This window comes from Cupriavidus sp. 01L45 (genome assembly GCF_056399885.1).
Genome location: NZ_JBFTSG010000073.1, coordinates 1 through 21,481 on the forward strand (window position 1 = coordinate 1; position 21,481 = coordinate 21,481).

Below are 21,481 nucleotides of genomic sequence, written 5' to 3' on the forward strand. Positions count from 1 at the left end.
CGCGCCGGAGGGGGCCACACCCCCTCGGGATCCGGCGAAAAGCGCGGCCGGGACCCAAACCCGCATCGCCGCCTTAAGGCGATACTCAAACATGGGTCCCTCTTTTCCGCTCTTTTCGCCGGATCCCGAGGCGCCCCATACGGCCTGGTACACCTTGACGGCTCGCTTCGCATCGCGCTGGGGTGTGGCCCTCAGAGCTACAACACACAGGCATCATGCCGCGGGCATTTATGCCTCCGCCACGCTTTTCCAACCACCAAAGAATCAGAACAATATGAAGAAGTCTTTTCTCCGCTTCACCCTGGTCGCGCTGTCCTTTTCCGGCGCGGCAGCCTGCCATGCGGCAACCATGCCGCCGCTGCCCGCCCTGCTCGATTGCAAGGGCCAGGCCAGTGGTGTCGCTGCCTATGTCGATGCGCTGGAAGAAGACGGGCTGCCCGGCTGGAGCAAGAATGAGGCGCTGAGCGGCTTTGGCTCGGCCGTATGGCGTGCGCCCAAGCCTGTCGCCATCGCCGGCCTCGCGGCACGAGACGTGCGCTTTGGCGATTACCAGTTTGGCAACTACGCTGCCTATGGCATCACCGATGCCACCGACCTCAATGCCGTGGCCAGCCAGCTCGGGCTGCGGGGCGTGGCCGGCCGTGGTCTGGCCCGGGAGAGTACGCGCGGCGCGTGGATCGTCGCCCGGGAGTACAAGGGCCGGGTCGAAGTCGGTTGCGAGTATCCCAATCCGCGCCTGGGCGGGCAAAGGGTGCCGCGGCGCGCTGAGGCATGACAAGGGCTGCGCCCTTGCTTTGGCGCCGCCTCACTTCAATCCGCGCTGCCGGCCTTCGCCGGATACTTCAGCGCATTCATCTCCATCTTGGCTTTCACCGCCGCATCCAGATCCACGTTGAGCGCGTTCAGCAACTGCGCCAGGTAGATGGTGATGTCCGCAAGCTCCTGCTCCACATGCGCGCGCTCATCGGTGGACATGATCTCCCGCGCTTCGCCTTCGGTCTTCCACTGGAAGATCTCGACCAGTTCGGCCACTTCCACGCTGAGCGCCATGGCGAGGTTCTTGGGACTGTGGTACTTGCCCCAGCCGCGCGCCTCGCCGAATGCGGCCGCGGCTTGCTGGAGGTTCTTGATGTCGATCAGGGTCATGATGGTTCACTGCGCGGGAAATATGTACTGCGTGTATTGAACCACGAATGCGCAGCGATGCGTGACCGGCAACGGCACGGTGATGCGGCGCTGGCGCCCTACCATGCCATCTACGCATTCCATGCGTGAATCCGCTACGATACGGCTCCCAATCGCACGACAAAAAAACAAAAATGGTCACCTCGGTTAAATGGCCTCGCCTGGAAAGCGACATCCTCTCCTGCATGCCCCCGGCGGCGGAAGAATGCATCGCCTCCGGGGAGATAATCGCCAGGATCAAGCGGCTCCACCCTAACGACCCGCCGGAACGCGACACGATCAACCGGGCGCTGGAGCGCCTGGAGAGCGACGGGCTGGTCGGGAAGACCGGGAATTCGCGCGCGCGGGTATGGTGGCGCACCGGCAGGAAGGCGATCTCGGATATGGCCCGCCGCCCGCCGCTGGAACTCGCCATTGCGCTCCTGACGCTGCAAAAGCACGCGCCCAACCATCTCCCGAGTCATGTGATCAGTGACCTGGAGGATTATTTCACCGGCGCGGACCGGGTCCTGCGCGAAAGCCCCGTGGACCCGACCCTGATGGATGCCCGTGCCTGGGCAACCAAGACCGTGCGAATCGATGCTGGCTACCCACTGATGTCGCCGCCGATCAGCGACGAGATCCTCAACGCCGTGAGGCGCGCGCTCTACGCCAACAAGGTCCTGTCCGTCTGCTATCAGAACTCAAGGCTGGACAGCGACGAGCCCGCCACGTTCCTGGTGGTGCCCCTTGCGCTGGTCGAGCGCGGCCCGGTGCTGTATCTCGTCGCAAGCAGGGAGCGCAGCGACCGCACCTTCAGGCGCTATCAGCTTCGCCTGGATCGCTTTGTCTCCGCGGCATGTACCGACGAGGCGGGCAGGCCAGACCCGGACTTCAATCTGAACGCCTATGTCCTGGACAACCAGTACTTCTCCTTCTTTCCCGAAGCGCCGATCCGCCTCGAACTCAGGATCCGGGAAGATGGAGGAATCAGGAACCTGTTCCGCGAACAATGGCTTGCCGACGACCAGGAGATCATCGAGGAAGAGGGCGGCTTCCGGCTGAGCGCCACCGTCATCCCTTCGATCGAACTGCGGAACCTGCTGATGGAGCGCTCACCAAGGGTGGAAGTCCTGTCGCCCCCCGGGCTGCGCAAGGAGATCGGAGAGAAGCTCAGGCAGGCTTGCGCCGCCTACTCGCAGGAGCCCGGCGCCGACTAAGCGCCGCCGGGCCACCGCCAGGGCCCGGACTCATAGCGCCGGCCCTGCGCTCACAGGCCAGGGATAGGCGATCGTGATATCGGCCGTCAGGTCCACCGGGCCCGAATTGCGCCGATACGCGCGGATGCGCCGCAGCAGATGCGGATTGAAGGAATCCACATGGTCCATGACATGCGTTTGCGCGGCGACCATGAGGCGGGCGGGCACGGCATACGAGCGGTTGACGGCTGTCCACAGCACCGAGACGAGGCGCTTGGACAGCGCCTCGCTGGTCTGCTCCTGCTCCCTTGCCAGGACGCACAACGCATTCATCGCAGCCAGTTCGTGGAACCCGGAGCGGCGTCCCGCACCCGCCGCGAACAGAGGCTCGATCGCGGTTCGCGCAACGATGGTGAGGGCCGCGGCCAGGCTGCGCTCCCCCGCCAGAATCCAGCAGCCGATGCGTTCGGCCGGCAGGTGCTGCACCGACCCCAGCACAATGGCAATCTCGCTGGTTCCGCGCTGGCGCGCCTTGCGCATGGCTTCCACCGGGCCCATGGCGTTCCAGCGCGCGCCTGCCCAGACTCCGCTCAGCCGCGTCGCGTCGACCAGGTGCACCACCAGGTCGGGCCGGGGCTTTTCCCTGTCGTCCAGCGTCCATTCCAGCCTGCCCTCCAGTGAGGGCAGGTCCGGCAACAGCCCGGCAGCCTCGTCCACGGAGAAACCCCAGCGGCACAGCAGCACGCGGCGGGGGTAGTGCTTCAGGTTGGCGATTTGCGTCCGCTCGCTGGACGCGGCATTGGTAGTGACTTGCATGACTTGCCCTCCGATCTGAGGAGTGCAGTTTCAGCCCGCATCTGCGCATCCGATGCGCGGATACGCGACCAACATGATGCCTGTTCCCACCCGCCGACATGAAGGAGAGCAGCATGCGCCAGGACACGCTGAAGGACGCGAATTTCCGTGTCGCGGAAAGCGTCACGTACCTCGTCATGTACCGCTGAGGATTGCGCGATGTGGATACCGTCTCGCGCGGGGTTCGCCCGCGCGTTCGCGATGGCGCCGCCCCGTGGCTACTACTTCAGCCAGAAGATGCACCCGAACCCCGCATTCTACAAGTACACGTGGCAGATATGGACGCCAGACACCGAACTGGAAGGAAAGGCGTTCCTTGCGCATGCGCCGAAGCTCGGCACCGCGCAGCACATGCGGCTGCGTGCGGAGCTGATCGCCGCGGGACGCCATTTCTTCGTCTATAACACGGCGCAACCGCGGCTCGGCGCTGCGCCGTTTGATCGCTCCCACCCGAGGTGGGGCGGGGTGCAGTTCGCGCCGGCGCTTGACAAGGATACGGATCCCGCATGGAACGGCCACAGATGACGGTGCATCCGCCCTGCGCGAGCCAATGGCGCCCGGGCCGCGAGGACAACCGCGGCGGCGTTGGCTAGATCTTTTCCAGCAACGCCCCCGCGGCACGCTCCGACAGCACCAGGATGAGCTTCATCGTGGCGCGGGTGGCGCCGACAAACAGCCGCCTGATCTCCTTCTCCCCCATCGCCTCGAAGTCGATCTCGGCGAACACGATCGCGGGCGCGGACTGGCCCTTGAAGCGAAACACGGATTCGGCGAGCACATCGCCCTGCGAATAGACGGGTTGCCCGCAAGCATCGTAGTTGCCGGTAAACGAGCGCAGGGTGTGGGGACCAAGCTGGTCATAGCCGAGCAGGCGGGAATTCTCGCGGCCGCGATAGCTGAGCAGCGCGACGTCGTTCTTGCGAAAGCCCGCCGAATAACACATGCGGATGCCGTCCTTGACCGCCTGCAAGAGCCCGGCGTGGTCCCCATAGACCAGGAACTCCACTTCGGCCGTGGAGATCGGCGCGGTCGCCTCAATCTCCACGCCGGGCGGCAGCAGGGGCTGGAGCAGCTTCACAACCGGGCGCGGGCTGCGGAAGTTGCTCCTTGCGCGAAGCCGGACCCAACCCGGCAGCTCCGCGGGCGGATGGCCGTAGAGGTTCTGCATGGGATCTTCCAGCCAGAGCACGCGCGCATCCGGGCTGGCGTGCCGCAGGACAAGGTCGCGCCATTCGGGCGCAAAATCCTGTCCTTCGTCCACGATCACCGTGTCAAAGAGGAATGCCGGCGTAACGGGCAGAGGCGCCACGTCCGCGACCAGTTTCGAGAACGCCTCGGATGCGCTGAAATCGGGCGTGCCGCCGCTATGCCTGAGCAACTGGTCGCACAGCATATGAAACGTGCAGACCAGCCCGCCAGCTGGCGCAATGCGCGCGAAATGATCGGCCAGGGGGCGGTTGAAGCAAACATAGAGCGGGCGCCGTCCACGCGCGATGGCGTCCCGATACTCGGCAAGCGCCAGCTGCGTCTTGCCCGAGCCAGCCGTTCCTGTCACGCGCAGGCGGAAGGGCTCGATATCGAGCTGGCGTGCCCAGTGGGACAGCCCGCCGGAAACCCGCGTGACCAGCGCACGCGCCTGGCCGATGAGCGCGCTGACGTCGGTCTCCAGCTGGATGGTGTCGCACAGGAAGCCATGGACCCGCCCGGCCAGGGGACCGTCTTCGCCCGCCGGCAGGATTGCCTGGATCAGCCCGCACAGCTCCCCGCGCCGCCGCGCGTCCACGATGCGCTCCGGCGACAGGCCGGCGGTCAGCGGATTCCGCACGGTATAGTCCGGACAGTAGAGCAGATGCTCGATGAACACACCCTGGCCGTTCAGGCTGCGCACCAGCTTGCCGCGCAGGCCGTCCGCGGTGCGGCCCATCTGGACCGATACCACCTTGATCTTCCCCGCGTAGTTCTTGGCCAGGCCCTCGGCGGTCTCTTCGAGATAGCCGCTCTTCTGCTCGATGATCAGCAGTTGCCCGGCACGGTTCACGACGACAAAGTCGATCTCCCCGTAGATCGCGTGCGCGCGTTCCACGTTGGTCCAGTGCACGGCATGGTAGACCGTATAGTCGTCAGGCAGACCGGCGCTCAGGGTTGCGAGCGTTTCCAGTTCACGCTGGACCGGACCACTTGCCTGCATCGTTTCCCAGCCGTCAGGAATCACGCGTGCCACCAGACTTCTCCTCGCATTGAAATCACGCGAGGATACCTGAATGCGTACTACCGGAATACCAGCGAGGCAGGGGGCAGGGAGGCCGCGGCCGGCCCCCAGGCGGCCTCATAAAGCGCGGGCATGAGCAGCCCCGCCGGCCCCGTCAGGTCGTAGTCCGCTACCGCGCTGAGCGCCGTGCGCTCCGGGTTGACCTGCACCACCGGCCGGCGCCGCTCCGCCACCCTGAGGGGCAGGCTGGCAGCCGGATGGACCAGCGCGGACGTACCCACGCTGATCAGCATGTCGCACTCGTCGCTGGCGGCCGCCGCCGCCTCCCAGACGTCCTTCGGCAGGCTTTCCCCGAACCAGACCACGCCGGGCCGGATACGCGCGCCGCAATGGCCGCACAGGGGCGGTGCCAGCCGCCGGCCATCGTCCGGCTCCTCGGGGATGCCGGGCGGGAGCGCGTGCGGCCGCCGGCAGGCAAAGCAGATGGGATGATGCAGGCGGCCATGGAGATGCAGCACGTTATCGCTGCCCGCTCGCTCATGCAGGTCATCGACATTCTGCGTAACCAGGGTAAGGCGCGGCACTTTCGCGGCCATCCTGGCGATCGCCAGGTGCGCCGGATTGGGCTGCGCCTTCGACACCAGCATCCGCCTCCATTCGTACCAGCCCCACACGAGTTCGGGGTCGCGGCGGAACGCATCGGCATTGGCAAGCTGTGCCGGCTCGAAGCGCTCCCAAAGTCCGCTCATCGGACCGCGAAATGTCGGAACGCCGCTCTCCGCGGAAACGCCTGCCCCGGTCAGGATGACGAGATGCCTGGCGCCGCGCAGGGCGGCCACCAGCTCCGGTGAAATCGTTTGCTCCATGTTCAGTTCCCGAGAATTGTGGCGGGCTGTCTTGCGCCGTGGCAGAACGGACAGCTCTGTCGAATGGCATTGTGAACGGAAACCAGGATAACCGGCTGGTGCGACAGATCGTGTCGCATCGGGGCCGGCTCGCGCATGCGACACATGCTGACGCAGGTGTGCCGAGAATGACCTCGTTCCAGACAGGAGATCACTGTGATTCCGCGCCGCCGCCCAACCCGTTACTCCCGCATTCCGCACGATCTCTCGCCGGCCATCCGGCTCTGGCTGCTGCGCCTGCTTGTTCCCCTGGGCGGCCACCAGGACTTTATCCAGTCCGGCGGCTTCAGCAACGACAGGCTGGCGGAAATGCTGGGGCTGGGGGAATGGATCGATCCGGAGGCCGGGGATTTCGACGCGAAGAAAGTCCGGACCCAATTGCGCAAAGTGCATCAGGACGCGGAGGATGCGTGCCGGGAGACGCCCGCCTCGGCTTACCTCAACACCAATATCGCGCGCCTGGCCGAGCTCGTCGGCCTCTCCGAGACGGATTGCCGGATCCTCGAATTTGTCGTGATGCTCAAGAATGAACGCCTGCTCGACGACACCGCGGACTGCCTCGGCCAGCTCTCGTCGGGCAAGGTGTTCCATGTGGTGGCGGTGCTGCTCGACCTGCCCGAAGCGGCCGTGCGCGAAGCGCTGGCCACGCAGGGCGTGCTCGCGCAGTCCGGCCTGGTCTCGGTCGACCGGAGCTGCCGGTCCACGCTGAACGGCAAGCTGGAGCTGCTATCCGATAGCTTCGCCGACCATATCGTCTCGTCCGATGCCGATCCAGTCGGCCTGCTGCGCGATACCGTGGCGCTGGCCGCGCCCGCGCAACTGGCGCTGGCGGACTACGAGCACGTCAACGCCTCGCTGGCCGTGCTCAGGCCCTACCTGCGGCATGCCTTGTCGTCCGGGCGCAAGGGCGTGAACATCTTCCTGCATGGCGCGCCCGGCACCGGCAAGAGCCAGCTCGCCAAGGTACTGGCCAGGGACCTGGGCCGCGAACTCTTCGAAGTCGCCAGCGAGGACGACGACGGCGACCCGATCGATGGCGAGCGCAGGCTGCGTGCCTTCCGGGCGGCGCAGAGCTTCTTCGGGCAGCGCCAGGCGCTGATCCTGTTCGACGAAGTGGAAGACGTCTTCAACGACGGCGACAGCTTCTTCGGACGCAAGAGCACGGCACAGGCCCGCAAGGCATGGATCAACCGGATTCTGGAGGCGAACCCGGTGCCCACCCTGTGGCTGTCCAACTCCGCCAGCCTCGATGCGGCCTTCCTGCGGCGTTTCGACATGGTCATCGAGTTGCCGGTGCCGGGCAGAATACAGCGCGCCAGGATTATCGAGAGCGCCTGCCTGGGCCTGCTGGACGCCCGCGCCGTGGAGCGGATGGCCGAGTCCGAGGTCCTGGCGCCCGCCATCGTGACCCGCGCCGCCTCGGTCGTGCAGGCGATCCGCGAAGAGCTGGGCGCGCCCGGCGCGGCGTCCGCGATGGCGCTGCTGATCGACAACACGCTGCAAGCACAGGGGCACGAGCTAATCGGCAAGGCAAACCCCGGCCGGCTGCCCGAGACCTACGATCCCGCGTGCCTCCATGCGGACGCCGACCTGGGCGAACTCGCAGCGGGAGTGGTCCGGACCGGAACGGCGCGGCTCTGCCTCTATGGGCCGCCGGGCACCGGCAAGACCGCCTATGGCCGCTGGCTGGCGGAACAGATGGGCGTGCCCCTGCATGTGAAGCGCGCCTCGGACCTGATGTCCAAATGGGTGGGCGACAACGAAAGGAATATCGCCCGCGCCTTCCGGCAGGCCGGGCAGGACGGCGCGGTACTCCTGATCGACGAGGTGGACAGCTTCCTGCAAGACCGCCGCAGCGCGCAGCGCGGCTGGGAGGTGAGCCTCGTGAACGAAATGCTGACCCAGATGGAATCCTTCGACGGCGTGTTCATCGCCTCGACCAACCTGGTCGAAGGGCTGGACCAGGCGGCGCTGCGCCGCTTCGACCTGAAAGTGCGCTTTGACTACCTGAAGCCCGCCCAGGCATCGGCGCTGCTCTCCCGTCACTGCCAGGCGCTTGCGCTCGCGGCGCCTTCCGTGGCGCTGCAAGCGCGGCTCGGCCGGCTGCGCGAGCTCACGCCCGGAGACTTTGCGGCAGTTTCGCGCCAGCACCGCTTCCGGCCCATTGGCTCGCCCGCGGATTTCGTCGCCGCGCTCGAGGTGGAGTGCGCGATGAAGGAAGGGGCAAAGGGCCCCTTCGGCTTCCTTTGAAGACAATCCGCGTGAAATAATCCCGTGGCCTCGCATACGAAAGCAACGAAACAATCGAACAAGAACGGCAACGAGAACGAGAAGAAAAATGCGCTCACTGTCCAAGTCCAAACTGATGGCTTTCCGGCAATGTCCCAAACGGCTCTGGCTGGAGATTCACCGCCCGGAACGCCGCGAGGATTCGTCCGCCACCGAGGCCAGTTTCGCGATCGGCCACCAGGTGGGAGACATTGCCCGCCGCCTCTATGACCCGGACGGCCAGGGCGTGCTGATCGACGCGCAGAGCGAAGGCTTCGCCGCCGCCTTCGCCCGCAGCCAGGCCTCGCTGGACGCCGCGCAACCGATCTTCGAAGCCGGCTTCTCCGCGGCCGGCGCACTGGCGTTTGCCGATGTGATGCTGCCCGGCGTGACCGCAAGAAAGCGGACTTGGCGGATGATCGAAGTCAAATCATCGACCAGCGTGAAGGACTACCACCAGGACGACACCGCCGTGCAGGCCTTTGTCGCCAGGAGCGCCGGCGTGGCGCTAAGCGCCATCGCGCTGGCGCATATCGACAGCCAGTGGGTCTATCCGGGTGCAGGCGACTACCAGGGGCTACTCACGGAAGTCGACCTGACGGAACAAGCCTTCGGGCGCGCCGAAGAGGTCAAGGGCTGGATTGACGAAGCGCAGCGCATCGCCAGCCAGCCTGGCGAGCCCGCGATGAAGAGCGGCCGGCACTGCAACCAGCCTTACGAGTGCGGCTTCCTGGGTTACTGCGAGAGCCAGGAGCCCTCGGCGGAATTCCCGGTGCACTGGCTGCCCCGCATCCAGGCCAAGGCACTCAAGGCGCTGATCGAGCAAGACGGCGTGACCGACCTGCGGGACGTACCGGACCGCCTCCTGAACGAGCGGCAGCGCCTCGTCAAGACCCATACGCTGTCCGGACAGGCATTCTTCGACGCCGCGGGCGCCGCGGCCGACCTGGCGCCCCACAAGCTGCCCGCCTACTTCCTCGACTTCGAGACGATCCAGTTCGCCGTACCGATCTGGAAAGGGACGCGGCCCTACCAGCAACTGCCGTTCCAGTTCAGCGTGCATCGCCTGTCGCGCACGGGCAAGCTGGAGCATCGGTCCTTCCTGGACCTCTCGGGCAACGACCCCTCCCTCGCGTTCGCGCAGGCGCTGGTTGCGGGTTGCGGGGAGAGCGGGCCGGTATTCGTCTATAACGCCGCCTTTGAAACCACGCGCATCCGCGAACTGGCCGAGCGCTTTCCCCGCCTGGCAGCGCCGCTGCAGGCCATCAGCGCGCGCGTGGTCGACCTGTTGCCCATTGCCCAGCAACGCTACTACCACCCGAGCCAGCAAGGCAGCTGGAGCATCAAGAAAGTACTGCCCGCCGTTGCCCCCGACCTGCGATACGACGCACTGGACGGCGTCCAGGACGGCGGCATGGCCATGAGCGCCTACCAGGAAGCCATCCATCCGGGCACGACCCGCGCCCGCAAGGATCAGATCGAACGGCAACTGTTGGACTACTGCGGGCTGGACACCTTCGCCATGGTACGGCTCTGGCAGTTCTTTGCCGGCCGCGGCGACCTGAAGCTGTAACGCCAATGCCCAAGCGACCCGATACATTGGAAACGGTGCAGCTGGCGCTGGAACTGCTGCGCCGCATTCCACGCAACCGCAAGGTTTCCGCCGCCGACCTGCACGTCCAGCTGACCAACGCAGGACTCTCCCGGGACCTCCGGACAATCCAGCGCCAGCTCGAGATGCTCAGCGAGCACTTCGGCATCGAGCGCGACGACAGCAGCAAGCCCTATGGCTACCGCTGGAAAGAGCAGGCCAGCGGCCTGTCGCTGCCGGTGCTCAACGAGCAGGAGTCGCTCATGCTCGCGCTGGCCGAGCAGCACCTGCGCAACCTGCTTCCCGCCAGCCTGATGAAATCGATGGAAGCCTTCTTCCAGCAGGCGCGCACTAATCTCGGACCGCACGCCAACGGCAAGCGCGGGCGCGAGTGGCTCTCCAAGGTGAGAGTGGTCAGCACCACCCAACCGCTGCTGCCGCCCAAGATCAAGCCCGGCGTATTCGAGGCAGTCAGCAACGCGCTCTACGCGAACTGCTGGCTGGACGTGGACTACAAGAATGCGACCGGCAAGCGCAAGGACGCCAGGGTGATGCCGTTGGGGCTCGCCCAGCAAGGCGCGCGCTTGTACCTGGTCTGCCGCTATGAAGGATATGCCAACGAGCGGAGTCTGGCGTTGCACCGCATCGTGGCCGCGCAGGCATCGACGCTGACGTTCGAGCGGCCGGCAGCGTTCGATCTGCAGAAATTCGACGCGGACGGACGGTTCGGCTTCGGCGACGGCAAACTGATCCGCCTCACCTTCCGCATCGACAAGGAGGCCGGGCTGCACCTGCTGGAATCGCGCTTGTCGCTGGACCAGGAAGTCAGAGAGGCTGGAGACCGGTTCGAGATCAGTGCGACTGTCGTCGAGACCGCGCAACTTGAATGGTGGTTGCGGGGCTTTGGCGACCAGGTAAGCGATGTACGGCGCGCGCCGGTCGCGAGCGAATAAGTGGGCTGCGGCGGGTCGGGCGCTGTCATGGGATGCAGCGCCCGATATGCGGAAAACCAGCGCCGCCCGGCGCCTAATGCGCAAACACGCGCACGATCTCACCCAGGTGCGACACCAGATAGAGCCCGCATCCGATCAGCCCGCCCACGATCGTTCCGTTGATCCGGATCAGCTGCAGGTCCTTGCCGATATTCAGTTCGATGACCTGCGCCATCTCGCGCGCGTCCCAGTTCCTGACGGTATCGCTGATATGCCGGGTGAGGAACTGGGCGAAGTCGGGCGCCATATTCCGCGCCGCCTCCTGCATATGCCCGTTCAACGAACTGCGCAACGCAGGGTCCTGCGCCAGCGTTTTCCCCATCCACTGGCCGGAAGCGGCCACCTTGCCGCGCAGCAGGGAATCGCTGCTGTCCAGGTCTCGCCTGAGCCAGTTGCGCAACTCGCCCCACAGCTCACTGGTGTAAGCATTGAGCATTTCATCGTTCTTCACGAACTGCTTGATCTCCTCACCCTTTTGCAGGAAGGCCGGGTCGCTCTTGAGACGCCCGATCAGGCTCGCCACGGCTTCGTCGAAATTCCGCCTGAGTGCGTGGCCGGGATCCTTCCCGATCTGGTCGAGCAGACTCCGGATCGCGTTGGAGATCATTTCCGAGCCGTTGTTTCCAATCCACTCCGAAGGCAGCACCTTCTCCTTCACCGGATGCTCGCTCTTGAGCCATTCGATGATCCTGGTAGAGATGAAGCTGTGCGTCCCGGGCTCCTGCAGCAGCTTGAGCAACTGGAGGATGCCTTCGTCGAGCAGTTCCTGGTGCCTGCCGTTCCTGGTCAGGCTATCCAGGATCGCGCCCGAGGATTTCGACAGGTCCACCTTGTCGATGGCGGCGTGGATCGCATCCCTGATGAACCCCTGGATGCGCGCATCCTCCATCACCTCCAGGATGCCGCTCAGCATCTTGACGGCATAGGCGCCAAGCCGGTCCGTATTGGCGGGGCTGGTCAGCCATTCCGCCACCTGCTGCGCCGGATCGTGCTTCCGGATCAGCGCTACGATCGAGTCGGGGTCCAGGAATTTCTCCCTGACAAACACCGCCAGGTTGTCCGCGATCTCGTCCTTGTGGCTCGGGATGATGGCGGTATGCCGCGACACAAAGGGAATAGGAACCTTCCTGAAGAGGGCCACCACGGCAAACCAGTCGGCCAGCGCCCCCACCATCGCCGCCTCGGCGATGGCCTTGATCCAGTTCACTCCCAGGCCTGGCGGCAGGAACGCCGTCACCCCGAACACTGCCGTCGCAACCAGCAGCAACGCCAGGGCCCGGCCCTTGTTCCGCTTCAGTTCCTTTTCTTTATGCTTATCCATGTCGGCGTTGCCAGTTCATGTCGGGTTGCGGCTGGCCAGAATCCATCCTGACATCCCACGTCGGAAAGTCACTCAGGTCATCCGCCAGCTCCGCGATCACCTCCCGAAGCTCCAACGGCGCCAGCCATTGGCGCGGAATCGCTTCCTCGCCCCACAGCGCACCCAGCAAGTTACCCGTGATGGCCCCGGTCGAATCGGAGTCGCCGTCATGATTCACGGCGAGTATGACGCCGTGACGGAAATCGCGGGCAACGAGCGCACAGTAAATGGAAATCGCCAGCGCCTCCTCCGCGACCCAGCCTTCGCCGAGACGGGCGATGGCATCCGCATGCGCCACGCCGGACCCGGCAAGCTGCTCCGCGTGCATGATCGCCAGCAGCGTTTCCTCGTGGTCCGGCTGCGCGCACAGGCACGCCTTGGCCGTCCGCAAGGCATCGGGCAATGTCGCGCCGTCAGCCAGTTCGTGGACCAGCGCAGCCAGCACGCCGCCCGTCAGCGATCCGCTCGGATGTCCGTGGGTGAGGGCGGCAAGCGCGGTCCCAAGATCGAAGGCATGCGGGGGCGATCGCTGATCCGGATGCCGCCACGCGAACAACCCCGCCGGCGCCACGCGCATGACGCCGCCGCAGCCCTTGCTGTCGTTATGCGCCGGCTCACCCAGCTTCATCATCGCTTCCAGCGCGGACAAGCAAGTGTTGCCCGGTGCGCGGCGGCTGTGCAGCGCAGCCTGCTGGCAAAGCGACCCCGGCTCGGCCAGGATGAGATCGGCATGCCATGCGGGCCGGATCCCCTGCGTATGCAGCCAGCGCAGATAGGCGCGCGCCACCGCGTCCGGATAGCTGCTGACGCCCCGCACCCAGGCACGCAACAAACCTTCCGCGGTGAATAACGTCATCTGTGTGTCATCGGTGATGGTGCCGATGCCGCCGTAAGCCAGCGCGTAATCCGTGATGCCGCCAGCGCCGAAGCGCTCCACGATCTCCGCGTGCGTCATGAACTCCACAGGCGCGCCCAGCGCATCGCCGACAGCGCCGCCGAGCAGGCAGCCACGGAAGCGGCTGCGCGCAGTCGGCTTGAAAACGGGATTGGAAGCAGGTTGGATTACAGGCAGGTCTTGCTTCATGTCACCTCCGCTTATCGCAAGAGAATCAACTTAGGCACGGCATCGGCGCCGGACCAGATGATCGCGTTCTGTTCAAACTCGGTGCCGAGCGCCTTCGCGTCTTCCAGCGGAATACCAAGCACCAGGAAGCTGGCCTCGCCCGGCCATTCGTTCGAAGGATGCTGGCCGATGCCATCGACAAACGTGAGTCCGCGCCGCGTCAGCTCGCACGCCAGCGCCGCCTGGCGGCGTGCATTGGTTGCATCGTCGCAAGCCTGCTGGCTGAACGGGTTCCAGGCGGTGATAAATGCGCTGCATGTCACGCCGGATGCATCGTGCAACGCCGCCAGCGGCGCATTGGGCTCGCCGACCCTTAACGTGGCGGGCGCATCGCCGTGGACGTGATAGTGCGTCTCCAGGTAAGCCTGGATGAGTTCGCGATCAATGACTGAGGCAGAAAACAAAAAACCCTCCGTGCAAGGAGGGTCGACGCAGTGCCCGCTTGGTTGTTCCTCAACGACTAAGGAACCACATCCGCTCTCGCGATCCACCTTGCCCGGGTAGGCAGGTTGGCATGGGCGTCGACCCAAATCAGAATGTGAGCGGATTGGAACATGGGGATGGAATGCATGTCAAGGACGCCGCGCCGCCGCGTCAGGCTGTGGGCCGCGGATCCAGTCCTGCCTCGGCCGGCGACCCATCGCTTACGCATGCCAACGAAGCATCCGCCGGACGCAATGAGGCGCGTACCGCGCATTGGCCGGCAGGCATCTTCGTGTTCTATTGGCGACCGAACATATGGCGCCACCCGCTAGTGCTAACGTCCTCTCAAGCACCCGGCATGCGCCGAGCCGGGGCGCTATTCTCCGACGGGGAAGAAAGATGAGCAGAACCTACACCCCAGCCACCGTGGCCGATGGCTGGGCACCCATCCTTGCCGAACTGGTGAAGCATTGGAAAACCAGCTACTCCGCCCGCACGCTGACCCACTGCTGGCAGGACGCCGAAGGCTTTCCCGCGGAAATCGCCAATGCCATCGAAGCCTACCCGGTCCTGCGAGGCACAGCCATGCTGCCCGCCCCCCCGGAGCACCAGGCTGCGATTACGCGCCGCACCACCAAATCGCAGAGCGACATCCGGGTACTGGGCAAATGCGACGGCCAACTGATCTCCTTCGCTGTGGAAGGCAAAGTTGGCGAGCCCTTCGACCGCACGCTGGCGGAGTGGCTGGAATCGGGAACGCCGGGAAGGCACACCCGCCTCGACTTCTTCGCCGAAACGCTCGGCCTGCTGGAGATCCCGTTATCGATCCGGTATCAGTTGCTGCGCAGAGCCGCCTCCGCGATCCTGGGAGCGGAACGCTTTAACGCGGATCACGCGGTGATGCTCGTTCACTCGTTCAGCCCGACGAATGCGTGGTTTGAAGACTATCGGGCGTTCGCTGCGTTGTTTGGGCTGGATGCTAGGCCTAACTGCTTTTACAGCGCGAAGAGGCTGCCGAAGACGGAGCTGCATCTGGGGTGGATTTGCGGGGCTTCGGGGTATCTTGAGCGGTAGGGTGGCTCACGAGTGGACCGAGCCAAGTGCCAAGGTTACAGTGCCGCCACAGGTGCCCACCTTACTTGCACACGAGTAAAAAAAGGAATTGCATCACCGTCACTGAAAAACTTGTCTTTAAGCCTCGTCGTCGGGGACTTAAACGTGTGCGCCTGACCCGTATTCGGCGTGGCGTTGAGGAAAGTTTTGTCATGACGATCATCAGCATCGCGGCTTTAGTGAATGTACTGCGTGGCGATCTGGCCAGACATGACGACAATCTTGCGGATCAAGATGATCCGGATCCGCACACAGGCCGCGATCTGACTGGAGCGGGCTTGACGGCAACGTGGGATCCGGCTTTGACCCCCGCGATGCAACAGCATGGGTTGTCCATTGCCGAAGAAGCGGTGGCCGCGTCGCTGTTGCCAGATCTGCGGCTATAGCAGGCCGGAACATACCCTGCCTCCCGCCGCGCTGAGTACCAAGTGGCTGGCTGCGGATGTGGTGAAGCCGGTGATGGACAGGTGGCCTGATGACGGACCGCAGGAAAGCGCCAACGACGACTGCGCACATCAACCTGAGAAACCCTAGGAAACGAAGACTGCGCACCCGGCGAGACCGCATGGGCATGAAGCTTTTCGCAAGTTCGCTCGGGATTGGCCCTCCCAGTCAGCTAACGCTACCTGTCCTGCTCTCCATCGCCAAAGAACGCTGGAATATCGCGAGCGCCATGAAGAACGCGGACAACGGTCACTTCGCTATCGCTTGCGGTAAAGAAGATCACGTAATTGCCGTAGGGACAGGAACGGATATCGCTACCCAGTTCGGGGCGCCGGCGATAGCTATCCGGATTCCGCGCGATTCGTTGGCACTGCCCACGCAGTTCCTCGATGAACGCCAGCGCACGCGCCAGACTATCCGCGGCGATGTAATCGGCAATGCCCTCCAGATCCTGCTCGGCCAGCGGCGTGATCGTGAGCCACATCAGCGATGCTTGCTCTTGTCAGCAACGCGATACTTGCTCTCGAGCCTCGCAAACACATCTTCAGCTGGCTTAGGGGTGCCACTTGATAGGCCCGCCGCGATCTCAGCGCGCAGCGCCTCCAGTTCCAGTTGGTTGCGTTGCTCCTGCTGCTCAAGCAGCCGTAGACCCGCGCGCACAACCTCGCTCAAATTGTTGAAGCGCCCACTCTGCACCTGCTCACGAATGAAGGCTTCGAAATGACTGCCAAGGGCCACACTGGTAGGCATCCTGATTCTCCTGGCGCTTAATAACAGTTAACAACAGTTATTACATCAGGCATGCCAGGCCCGGTCAAGACACATAAGCATCAAAATTCACTTCCGCGTTATTCCCTCCGTCAGGTAGCCGTGAAAACTTCGGGCGGCTCGTCTTTGCTGGCGGACCTCATTGCCGGCGATCCCTGTGCTGACGAAGCACTATCATGGACTTCAGGTAATGGATGCTCGCCTTTATCGGAGGAGGCTTCCTGGGTCTGCCTCTCTACGAGCATACGAAGGCAGCCTGGCGCGACAGCTGACTGCCGTCTCAACCAGCCAATGAGGAGCGTGAAAATGGTCGAATCGAGAAACGGCCTTTGGAGCCGGACGGGCAGAATACTGGCCACGGCCGGACTCCTGGCGCTATCGGGCGCCGCCCTGGCCACCGAACAGTCGCAGCAGCGCCAACAAGGCAGGGACGTAAACCAGGCTGCCAAACAGGAGGCGCGCTCTGGCAAGGTCGACTGCCGGGCCGCAAACCAGAAGAGCAACTCCCAGTGCCGGCAGGACAAGCGCGACACGAAGCAGGAGGGCCGTCAGGACAAGCGGGACATCAAGTACTGATGGGGAGTACCTGTCGAATGCCGTGCCCGCCAGCAGCGGAACACGCATCGGCTGCTCGGCGACCCTTGTGCTGAGCGTGCGCGTCTCGCCCGCTGCCGCGCCGCGATGCGCTGTCTCCTTACAGGCAGACCGTGTTGCGAAATCGGCGACGCGGGCGTGATCCGCAATCGTCACCCGGATTCGTCGCTCTCTTCGTCTTCGGCCATGCGGCATAGCGGCCAAGAGACGTTTGCGCCGGATTCCAGCCACGGTGTGAATTCTTGCCTACACTGCAAACGGCGGCATCCGGACAGTCCGGGTGGCGCCGCCATCACCGTCCGGTCGCGTCCAGGCGTCTGCCCGCCTGAGATGCGCAGGATCGATGCCATCAAGCCGGCCATGACATCGACGAAAACCTCAGCGGGGGCAGACATGTCGAGGTGCGCGCCAGTGTTGACTACCTCAATCGATCCGCATGCCGCCGAAGCCCGGCCCCGCCTGCTCGATACTGTCGACCGGGTTTCCGAGATGTGCTTCGGCCTGTTCATGGCGCTGACCTTCGTGGGGGCGGTATCGGCAGTGGCAGCCCCGGCGGATGCCGCCCGCACCATGTTCCTTACTGCCCTCGGCTGCAACCTGGCCTGGGGGCTTGTCGATGCCGTGATGTACCTGGTCCGCACCCTGACCGAACGGGGGCGCAAACTGACGCTGATCAGGGCGGTGCGAAGCGCAAACGACCCGTCCGACGCCATCGCGTGCCTGCGCAATGCGCTTTCACCGACGTTGCGGCCACTGGTGGAAGACGCGGAACTGGAGGCGATACGCAGCCGTATCGCCAGGACAACCGACTGGCCCGAGACGCCCACCCTGGGCGCCCAGGACTTTCTGGCGGCAGCAGCGATCTTCCTGATTGTCGTACTCGCCACGTTTCCGGTTGCGCTTCCCTTCATTATCGTCCCCGAGGTATCGACGGCGCTCCTGGTATCGCGGGTCCTGACCATCGTGATGCTGTTCGGCGCCGGCCTCGCCCTCGGGCGCCATGCCGGCTTCGGCGGCTGGATCGCAGGCCTGGCCATGACGGTGCTGGGCGTCGCGCTGACCGTGGCCATCATCCTGCTGGGAGGCTAAGCATGTGGGCCGCCCGGCTGGCCGCGCACTGCCTCCTGCTGGCCGCGGCGACCGCGCCCCTGCATGCGCGCGCAGCCGGGGAAAGCGAAAGCCAGCCACCCGCGGCGGAAGCGCCCACGTGGAGTGGCGCGGTTTCGGCTTACCTCAACCTGCCGAGCGGCAGCGACGCCTATATCACCGGTATCGCCATCGCCAATCGCGGCGCCTTGCACCTGGAAGCACGGAGCAACTATGAATGCAAGGACGCGTACTCATTCTTCGCCGGGTACAACCTTGCCGCCGGCGAAGCTGTGCGCCTCGAGGTCACGCCGATCCTGGGGGGAGTCACGGGCAGCACGAACAGCGTGGTGCCCGGATTCGAGGCCACGGTGACCGGCCGCTATGCGGATGCCTATGTCGAGTTCGAATACGTGCCGAACGCCAAGCCGTCCGCCTACACCTACGCCTGGACCGAGCTAGCGTTCCGTCCCGTGGACTGGCTCCGCGTCGGCCTTGCCGGACAGCGCACGCGCGCGTATGAAAACGGCCGCGACCTGCAACGCGGCGTCTTTGCGCAAGTAAACGGCAAGCGCGCCTCCGCCGCGGTGTACTGGTTCAACCCGACGTCGCATGAGCAGGTCGTCGTGGTCTCAGCGGCGATCAGCTTCTGACGCGTCGTCGTAGAAAGCCGCACCGAAGGTTCGGTTCCAGACAGATTGCCCCCTGCGCAAGGGAATAATGGTCACAAGCGCGAATCCAGCGTAGCAGGACCAGACCACCTCATTAGAAGAGGGGGCAATACAATATGAGCCACCAAGTTTTACGAGCCGCAATGCTTGCAGCCRTTGCCCTGTTTGTCGCTGCCGGAGCCTATGCGCAAACGCAAGCGAGGCAAGGCGAGGTAAGCAAGGCGCAAAGGATGTCGGTCTGCCAGTGCGTGGCCGACCTCCTTTTCATGGCCGCACAACTACGCGATATAGGGGCGCCCAGGCAAGATGTACTGAAGAAACTGAGTCAGGTTGGCGGGGGCGACCCGCTCTTTCTCTCCACGACCACCGAGGCTACAAACATTGCCTACGACATGCCGCAAATATCGCCGGCGAAACTGAGGCAGGTTCACATCGACAGGTGCAGGAAGGAGGACAGATGAAGAACGTGGACTCCAGATCCTGCCCGGAGAGCGGCGTGAGCTGCATCAGCGGTGCTTGCTCTTGTCCGTAGCGCGGTACTTGCTCTCGATCCTCGCGAACAGATCTTCGGCAGGCTTAGGGGTACCACTCGATAGGGTCGCCGCGATCTCAGCGCGCAGCGCCTCCGCTTCCAGTTGGTTGCGTTGCTCCTGCTGCTCAAGCAACCGTAGACCTGCGCGCACAAGGGAAGAGGATGTACTGCTCATCGAATTCCCTTGAAGCGATATTTTGAGAACTGCGTGGCCGCGCCCGTGGGGATCGTTAGCATCATCGGCAACTAATTGCCGATGATGCGAGATCGTCATGGCGACGGAAAACGCGAGTTCGTCAATCAACGCGCAGCAGGAAGAAACAGATCAAGCACCGGCGTGTTTTCGTCGGCATCCGTGAGGGCGACGCGAACCGGCCCAACGTTTGGCGCCAGCCAGACCGTGCCGTGGAAGACTGGCTCAATCGTGACCTTGCCATCGTTACGGTAGCTGTATTCCAGCACCTGGCCTTCGACGGCAACCTTGCAGGCCTGCGCGTAGGTGCCATCCGGCGCCGCCACGTTCTCGCGCCCTAGATACGTGAACTTGAGCTCGGTAACGACCCCGCCAAAGGTCAGCCCGTACGAACCAGTGCCGTCCGCGGCTTGCTTGAACATCGTGTAGGTCCTGGATTGGCCGGTGGCAAGTCCGGCCAGCACGGGTGACGTCATCTGAATATTGGCGCGCATCGCACTATTCCATGGAACGCCCCCGCCAGACGCCATTGCCGCAGGCACCTTCCCCGAGGCGATCAGGTCCGACAGCGAGGTGGCGGCGTAGTCGAAGCGGTAGCGTCGATCCGATCCACCGGAGCCTGGTTTGGCATATGTCACAGCGCCAGCCGGCAAGACGGGGGTCTGCGGATGCAAGTACACAGTGTGGTGCTGCTCCCCCTCGCCGAAGAAGAAGTTCTTGCTGTTCCGCACGTCAATCGCGGGGTAGGCGTTGCCGTCAAAGCTCTGCGTCCCCAAGCCGGCCACATCCACCACGTCGACTTGGACCGGCACGATCCAGGATGCCGAGACGTGGCTCCTGGCGCCTTGCGCAGGCGCCTGCAAACACTCCTGACCTAACACGGTGGGGTCGATTGTCTGCGTGATCGTGCCACCGCCATTGACCGAATCAGTGTGAGCGGTTTCCGGGCTGTCACTACCGCCACCGCATCCCGCCAGGGTCATGGTCACGGCCAGCGCGACAGCCGTCATCGCGTAACGCTCGAATTGCGAGTTCATGGATTTCTTCTCCTTTTTGTTGAAGAGATCTAGCTGAGCGTGGCCAGCAGGAGCGGCGCCTTAGCCTCAGATAGCCGGGCGGTGCGAGTGGCACGGCAACCAGCAGTCGCTGGTGACTGTTTGATTGGCTCACTGGGCGGAAACGCGGATGCCCGCGCCGGTTCCGGCGACATCGCCAATGGCGGTCTGGTACTCGGACACCGGGCCGGTGACTCAACCGCGCTAGATCTGTGCGCGACGTTAGCAGAGTTGAAATACCAAGAAAATCGGACGTGTACTAATTCATCGTTCATTTACACTTTTTGCTTTTTGGGCAAATACGCCAGCAAGGAGCACCTACAGCAATCTGACGCTTGAGCGAGCACCAATGGTCGCGATTTAGTCAGATGTGAAAAATGTTGAAGTCGGAATCCCAACCGGGCCTTTCGCTGAGTGACAGTCGTCGCGCGAAAAGTGAGAGGGCGACGGGCGTTCGTGTATCCAACGAAGGCCTGGATGCAAAGCTGCCCCCGTATCTCGGGAGGAGTGCGGCGCTATAGCGAGGATAAACAACAGGAACGCGGCCGGGCGCAAGGCAGTACGCCATCACCAGTCGCGCGGATGCCAGTGGCGGAACAAAAAACCGTTCTCGCCTTGGAATGGATCACGGCAAACACGAATGCGCGCGCCAAGGCTTTCCGGGCCTATATCGACAGGCCCACCGTCCCTTCCGCCCGCTGGCACGGCAGAATGCACACTATCCTCGCAGACACGCGCGAGCCGGCGTAACGCCTTATGAAGGCCTCGCGCAGTGGACACGGTATCCGGCCATGGGTCCGCGCAACCTGTTTGGCGGCGGCGTAGTCGTGAGCCGCATCAGCGATACTTGCTATCGCGTCTTGCGAACATATCTTCAGCAGACTTCCGGGTGCCACTCGATAAAGCCGCCGCGATCTCGGCGCGTGGCGCCCTGTC

The 21,481-nt window shown here is 64.1% G+C and carries 22 protein-coding genes and 1 riboswitch; of the genes, 11 read left to right on the forward strand and 11 right to left on the reverse strand.

Features of this window, described 5'->3' with window-relative positions; all coding sequences use genetic code 11:
• Positions 1-274: 274 nt before the first annotated feature.
• Positions 275-775, forward strand: coding sequence for a hypothetical protein (locus AC1DT6_RS35520; protein ID WP_477115351.1), 501 nt, complete (start codon positions 275-277; stop codon positions 773-775).
• Positions 776-810: 35 nt separating this feature from the next.
• Here AC1DT6_RS35520 and AC1DT6_RS35525 read toward each other — a convergent pair whose 3' ends face one another.
• Positions 811-1,146, reverse strand: coding sequence for a nucleotide pyrophosphohydrolase (locus tag AC1DT6_RS35525; protein WP_045240417.1), 336 nt, complete (start codon positions 1,144-1,146; stop codon positions 811-813).
• A 173-nt stretch (positions 1,147-1,319) separates the two neighbouring features.
• Here AC1DT6_RS35525 and AC1DT6_RS35530 point away from each other — a divergent pair, with 173 nt between their 5' ends.
• On the forward strand, positions 1,320-2,384 hold the full coding sequence (locus tag AC1DT6_RS35530; RefSeq protein WP_477104524.1) for a helix-turn-helix transcriptional regulator: 1,065 nt from the start codon (positions 1,320-1,322) through the stop codon (positions 2,382-2,384).
• 30 nt (positions 2,385-2,414) lie between these two features.
• On the opposite strand, the gene AC1DT6_RS35535 is transcribed toward AC1DT6_RS35530, so the two are convergent.
• Positions 2,415-3,179 carry a hypothetical protein gene (locus AC1DT6_RS35535; protein WP_441635011.1) on the reverse strand — a complete coding sequence of 255 codons (765 nt, stop codon included), beginning with the start codon at positions 3,177-3,179 and terminating at the stop codon, positions 2,415-2,417.
• A gap of 198 nt (positions 3,180-3,377) precedes the next feature.
• Between AC1DT6_RS35535 and AC1DT6_RS35540 the strand changes: the two genes are divergently transcribed.
• Positions 3,378-3,743: a hypothetical protein gene (locus tag AC1DT6_RS35540; RefSeq protein ID WP_441635013.1), complete on the forward strand. Its 366-nt coding sequence runs from the start codon at positions 3,378-3,380 to the stop codon at positions 3,741-3,743.
• 64 nt (positions 3,744-3,807) lie between these two features.
• On the opposite strand, the gene AC1DT6_RS35545 is transcribed toward AC1DT6_RS35540, so the two are convergent.
• The gene (locus tag AC1DT6_RS35545) at positions 3,808-5,439 is read right to left on the reverse strand and encodes an ATP-binding domain-containing protein (RefSeq protein ID WP_477115352.1); all 1,632 of its coding nucleotides are present in this window, start codon (positions 5,437-5,439) and stop codon (positions 3,808-3,810) included.
• Positions 5,440-5,486: 47 nt separating this feature from the next.
• Entirely contained in the window at positions 5,487-6,293 is an 807-nt protein-coding gene (locus tag AC1DT6_RS35550; protein WP_477115353.1) for an SIR2 family NAD-dependent protein deacylase, read from the reverse strand.
• Between the two features lie 195 nt (positions 6,294-6,488).
• Between AC1DT6_RS35550 and AC1DT6_RS35555 the strand changes: the two genes are divergently transcribed.
• From AC1DT6_RS35555 to AC1DT6_RS35565, 3 genes are all read left to right on the forward strand, one after another.
• Positions 6,489-8,582: an AAA family ATPase gene (locus AC1DT6_RS35555; protein ID WP_477115354.1), complete on the forward strand. Its 2,094-nt coding sequence runs from the start codon at positions 6,489-6,491 to the stop codon at positions 8,580-8,582.
• Between the two features lie 88 nt (positions 8,583-8,670).
• On the forward strand, positions 8,671-10,173 hold the full coding sequence (locus tag AC1DT6_RS35560) for a DUF2779 domain-containing protein (RefSeq protein ID WP_441635020.1): 1,503 nt from the start codon (positions 8,671-8,673) through the stop codon (positions 10,171-10,173).
• 5 nt (positions 10,174-10,178) lie between these two features.
• Positions 10,179-11,144, forward strand: coding sequence for a helix-turn-helix transcriptional regulator (locus AC1DT6_RS35565; RefSeq protein WP_441635022.1), 966 nt, complete (start codon positions 10,179-10,181; stop codon positions 11,142-11,144).
• A 73-nt stretch (positions 11,145-11,217) separates the two neighbouring features.
• Here the strand turns inward: AC1DT6_RS35565 and AC1DT6_RS35570 are convergent, their stop codons facing one another.
• From AC1DT6_RS35570 to AC1DT6_RS35580, 3 genes are read right to left on the reverse strand one after another with little or no spacing between them, the layout of a single operon-like run.
• On the reverse strand, positions 11,218-12,504 hold the full coding sequence (locus AC1DT6_RS35570; RefSeq protein ID WP_441635024.1) for a DUF445 domain-containing protein: 1,287 nt from the start codon (positions 12,502-12,504) through the stop codon (positions 11,218-11,220).
• Positions 12,497-13,627, reverse strand: coding sequence for an ADP-ribosylglycohydrolase family protein (locus tag AC1DT6_RS35575; protein WP_477115355.1), 1,131 nt, complete (start codon positions 13,625-13,627; stop codon positions 12,497-12,499). Before AC1DT6_RS35575 ends, AC1DT6_RS35570 begins: the two co-directional genes overlap by 8 nt.
• 11 nt (positions 13,628-13,638) lie before the next feature.
• The gene (locus tag AC1DT6_RS35580; RefSeq protein WP_477115356.1) at positions 13,639-14,070 is read right to left on the reverse strand and encodes a DUF3293 domain-containing protein; all 432 of its coding nucleotides are present in this window, start codon (positions 14,068-14,070) and stop codon (positions 13,639-13,641) included.
• A gap of 28 nt (positions 14,071-14,098) precedes the next feature.
• Positions 14,099-14,211: riboswitch (SAM-I-IV-variant riboswitch) on the reverse strand.
• A 277-nt stretch (positions 14,212-14,488) separates the two neighbouring features.
• Here AC1DT6_RS35580 and AC1DT6_RS35585 point away from each other — a divergent pair.
• Entirely contained in the window at positions 14,489-15,163 is a 675-nt protein-coding gene (locus tag AC1DT6_RS35585; protein WP_477115357.1) for a DUF6946 family protein, read from the forward strand.
• 191 nt (positions 15,164-15,354) lie between these two features.
• Positions 15,355-15,588: a DUF2399 domain-containing protein gene (locus AC1DT6_RS35590; RefSeq protein WP_477115358.1), complete on the forward strand. Its 234-nt coding sequence runs from the start codon at positions 15,355-15,357 to the stop codon at positions 15,586-15,588.
• 236 nt (positions 15,589-15,824) lie between these two features.
• Here the strand turns inward: AC1DT6_RS35590 and AC1DT6_RS35595 are convergent, their stop codons facing one another.
• Positions 15,825-16,130, reverse strand: coding sequence for a type II toxin-antitoxin system RelE/ParE family toxin (locus AC1DT6_RS35595; RefSeq protein WP_477115359.1), 306 nt, complete (start codon positions 16,128-16,130; stop codon positions 15,825-15,827).
• Entirely contained in the window at positions 16,130-16,396 is a 267-nt protein-coding gene (locus tag AC1DT6_RS35600) for a type II toxin-antitoxin system ParD family antitoxin (RefSeq protein ID WP_441635038.1), read from the reverse strand. Before AC1DT6_RS35600 ends, AC1DT6_RS35595 begins: the two co-directional genes overlap by 1 nt.
• Positions 16,397-16,720: 324 nt before the next feature.
• Between AC1DT6_RS35600 and AC1DT6_RS35605 the strand changes: the two genes are divergently transcribed.
• The 3 genes from AC1DT6_RS35605 to AC1DT6_RS35615 all read left to right on the forward strand — a co-directional run bounded on the left by AC1DT6_RS35605 (position 16,721) and on the right by AC1DT6_RS35615 (position 18,747).
• The gene (locus AC1DT6_RS35605) at positions 16,721-16,990 is read left to right on the forward strand and encodes a hypothetical protein (protein ID WP_441635040.1); all 270 of its coding nucleotides are present in this window, start codon (positions 16,721-16,723) and stop codon (positions 16,988-16,990) included.
• A 429-nt stretch (positions 16,991-17,419) separates the two neighbouring features.
• Entirely contained in the window at positions 17,420-18,097 is a 678-nt protein-coding gene (locus tag AC1DT6_RS35610; protein ID WP_441635042.1) for a hypothetical protein, read from the forward strand.
• A 2-nt stretch (positions 18,098-18,099) separates the two neighbouring features.
• Positions 18,100-18,747: a hypothetical protein gene (locus AC1DT6_RS35615; RefSeq protein ID WP_477115360.1), complete on the forward strand. Its 648-nt coding sequence runs from the start codon at positions 18,100-18,102 to the stop codon at positions 18,745-18,747.
• A gap of 524 nt (positions 18,748-19,271) precedes the next feature.
• Here AC1DT6_RS35615 and AC1DT6_RS35620 read toward each other — a convergent pair.
• Positions 19,272-19,601: a ribbon-helix-helix domain-containing protein gene (locus tag AC1DT6_RS35620; RefSeq protein ID WP_477115361.1), complete on the reverse strand. Its 330-nt coding sequence runs from the start codon at positions 19,599-19,601 to the stop codon at positions 19,272-19,274.
• Positions 19,598-20,527 (reverse strand): hypothetical protein, encoded by a 930-nt coding sequence (locus tag AC1DT6_RS35625; RefSeq protein WP_477115362.1) that lies wholly within the window; start codon positions 20,525-20,527, stop codon positions 19,598-19,600. Before AC1DT6_RS35625 ends, AC1DT6_RS35620 begins: the two co-directional genes overlap by 4 nt.
• Between the last annotated feature and the right edge of the window lie 954 nt (positions 20,528-21,481).